The 2,804-nt window shown below is 27.9% G+C and carries 4 protein-coding genes and 1 pseudogene; 2 read left to right on the top strand and 3 right to left on the bottom strand.

Annotated features, from left to right (window positions below; all coding sequences use genetic code 11):
- The first annotated feature begins 76 nt into the window (after positions 1–76).
- Complete coding sequence (locus tag ACI32A_RS02575) at positions 77–511, top strand: DUF6323 family protein (RefSeq protein WP_439753460.1); 435 nt, start codon at positions 77–79, stop codon at positions 509–511.
- Positions 489–1,712, top strand: a complete 1,224-nt coding sequence (locus ACI32A_RS02580; RefSeq protein WP_439753461.1) for a DUF6179 domain-containing protein — start codon at positions 489–491, stop codon at positions 1,710–1,712. Before ACI32A_RS02575 ends, ACI32A_RS02580 begins: the two co-directional genes overlap by 23 nt.
- Here the strand turns inward: ACI32A_RS02580 and ACI32A_RS02585 are convergent.
- The 3 genes and pseudogenes from ACI32A_RS02585 to ACI32A_RS02595 all read right to left on the bottom strand — a co-directional run bounded on the left by ACI32A_RS02585 (position 1,700) and on the right by ACI32A_RS02595 (position 2,752).
- Positions 1,700–2,227 (bottom strand): MBL fold metallo-hydrolase, encoded by a 528-nt coding sequence (locus ACI32A_RS02585; RefSeq protein ID WP_439753462.1) that lies wholly within the window; start codon positions 2,225–2,227, stop codon positions 1,700–1,702. The genes ACI32A_RS02580 and ACI32A_RS02585 overlap by 13 nt on opposite strands.
- Positions 2,212–2,487: pseudogene (locus ACI32A_RS02590) on the bottom strand (MBL fold metallo-hydrolase); the annotation flags it as partial. The gene ACI32A_RS02585 and the pseudogene ACI32A_RS02590, both read right to left, overlap by 16 nt.
- Entirely contained in the window at positions 2,456–2,752 is a 297-nt protein-coding gene (locus tag ACI32A_RS02595; protein ID WP_439753463.1) for a DUF1330 domain-containing protein, read from the bottom strand. The gene ACI32A_RS02595 and the pseudogene ACI32A_RS02590, both read right to left, overlap by 32 nt.
- Positions 2,753–2,804 lie beyond the last annotated feature (52 nt).

Raw genomic sequence — 2,804 nt, forward strand, 5'->3', positions numbered from 1 at the left:
AAATAAATCAAGGTAGCTGTATTTGTATCAAAACGTTGATTTTTGACACTACCAGAAACATATAGAGGATAAAAAAATGAAAGAAATAAGTATATTTAATAATTCTGAATTTGATATACAGACAATACAAAATCAATGTTTAATAAAAGGAATGACAATCCATGAATTCGATATAATCGAACTCTTTGAATACCAGCAAACAATTCTTGAAAAACTACAATGGATTGAAAGCGATGTATCTAAACTAGAAACCATTCTTGTTCCTTTTCTGAATTCAAAGTGGGTACACAATGAAAACTATAAAAAAATATGTAAAACCATGATTCGAAATTATTATGTCATTCGAAAATATTTAAATCTAGAAATCAGTGATGAACAAATTTATACAACACTACTGAATGAATTCAATCGCTATTCAGGTATGAATCTACAAACACTTAAAGAAAGAACCATTGCATGTTTAAAACAAGAAGGAGGACAAAGATCAAATGAAACCAGGCTTATATATTGAAACACAAAATTTTGATTTACAACTCCTCTTTCAAGACCTTGTTTTATCCTTCAACAAAAATCAAAGTACATCTTTGAGTCAAGACGATGCTTTACTTATATGGAATACTATTGAATATATGTGTCAACACGGATCAACTCAAAAACAAATACGAGATACATTTTATGATGGATGGAAAATGGTACAAGAAGATGCTTTAAAAATTCAACAACTTTTAAATCAACTCCAATCTAATTTATTACCATTTTCAAATGAAAAATATAAAAACATTTTATTTGAACAAATACCTCGTTTTCTTCAAACCCTGAAAGGAAAAGACTCTCTTTTTCATTATTGTCAACTCACAGAAGACCTGGACTATCCATTATTTGATGGTTTTGCCTTTGATCATGACATGTATCAAAGAAAAGGAAGTGACTGTGTTCTTTATTATTTAAAACGATTTTCATTGGAACAATCTTTTTGTATAACATTTAAAAAAGACATCCCAGAATTAGTATCTCAATTTGAAAAACGATACAAAATCTCTATAGAAGAAACCAATATCAATTTATTTTCCATTCTTTTATACCAGGACATAGCTCATATTCTTTTATACAATGAACCAGGTATTTTATTAAAAAAAGAAGAAATTAAAAAATTACGAAAAATAAATATATCAAAGAAGATTCCATCTATATTAAAGACAATCAGTACAAACCCAGAAATAAAAGAATATATTCTATCTTTTCAAGATGAAATCCTTCAATCCTTTGAATTATTTAAAAACCATAAAAAAGAATTATTTTTATATCCACCTGAAATAATAAAACAATATCAAATTCATTTTTCTTATGGACAAAACCAGAAAGAATTTACACAAACACTTTTACAATTCAAAGAAATGAAACCCGAAAAACGATTTGAAATGCTACAAAATAAATCCATCAATATCTATGATCTAATGGATTTATTAGAACAAGACATATTATTTGAAAACCAATATCAAATCTTCTATTCTTCTTTGCAATCTGTTGATATTGCCATACTTTTAAAAGCTATGTGTATTTGCGATACAGCCTTTGACACACAAATCACAATGAAAGATATTTATGAACAACTGGATATGACACAAGAATGGCAATATCAATTGTATAAATATCTACAAAAAACGAATACAAAAAAAATTGAAAAATATATTCATCAAATTCAAATTGAATGAATACTTTGCATCAACAAAGGATTAATGGATTCAGGATTTAATCCCAACCCTTTACAAATATCAATAACACTTAGATTTAGAGAAACTAAATCTCTGAATTGATTTAAATAATCCATACTTTTTTGAAGAATATCAAAATATTCTTCTTTTTGATAAATACGATCCCAGGCTGGACAAATTATATGATTAGAAAGTTTTTGCAAAGAATGAAGAGAATCCATACTGTCTTTCCAATTCACAAGAATAGGAATGTCGTGTATGTTGGGTATGGCATCTCCTGTAAATAAAATATTTTGTTCTTTCCATTGGTAACAAACAGAACCAATGGAATGACCACTCGTTTCATGAACACATAAAGATAAATTAGATTCCAATTCAATTTTATCTTGATTTTTGACAAAGCCATCGACTTGAATGGAATGCGAAACAAGATTATAAAAATTAGGAATGGGTCTTTGTTGAAATTGTAAATCAATATCTTGTGCCCAGTCTTTTTCAGATTCATGGATATATATATTTTACAATGACTGGCTTGTTTTAATTCATATGCACCACCTAAATGATCGGGATGACTATGTGTTAAAAAAATAGCTTTTAAATCCGATGTATCTTTTCCATATTCATGCATGATACATTCAATTTTTTCTTTACAACCTTTTACACCCGCATCAATCAAGTAACAATGCTTTCCTAGAATCAAATACACATACACAAAGCGTTGAATATTATCTGTAATAGAAAAATCAATTTTGATTTGAACAACACTTGAATTCATTTTCTTCCTCCACGATAAAAGCTTCACTTTCTACATTATTTTCTCTTAAACCCTTAATCAATTGATATTCTTTACTTTGAAAACAAGCCTTCATTTTTTCCTTTGAATTCCATTCAATCACAATGATACGCTTTGGTTTTCTAATTCCTTTCGTAGAAACAATTCGATTAGAACGAACTAAATATCTTCCGTGATACCTTTCAACAATGGGCTTCACTTTTTGAATATAATCCTGATAGGCTTCTTGTTGAATAGAAGAATGAATCCTTAACTTTGAAGAAAAAGTATAACTAAAAAATAATCAATTAAAAATGGTC

It is taken from the genome of Floccifex sp., from assembly GCF_051873555.1.
GTDB lineage: Bacteria > Bacillota_I > Bacilli_A > Erysipelotrichales > Erysipelotrichaceae > Floccifex.

Excerpts from the sequence above, each read along its gene's own strand:
- ACI32A_RS02575 (WP_439753460.1), top strand. The coding sequence starts at position 77 with ATGAAAGAAATAAGTATATTTAATAATTCTGAATTTGATATACAGACA.
- ACI32A_RS02580 (WP_439753461.1), top strand. The coding sequence starts at position 489 with ATGAAACCAGGCTTATATATTGAAACACAAAATTTTGATTTACAACTC.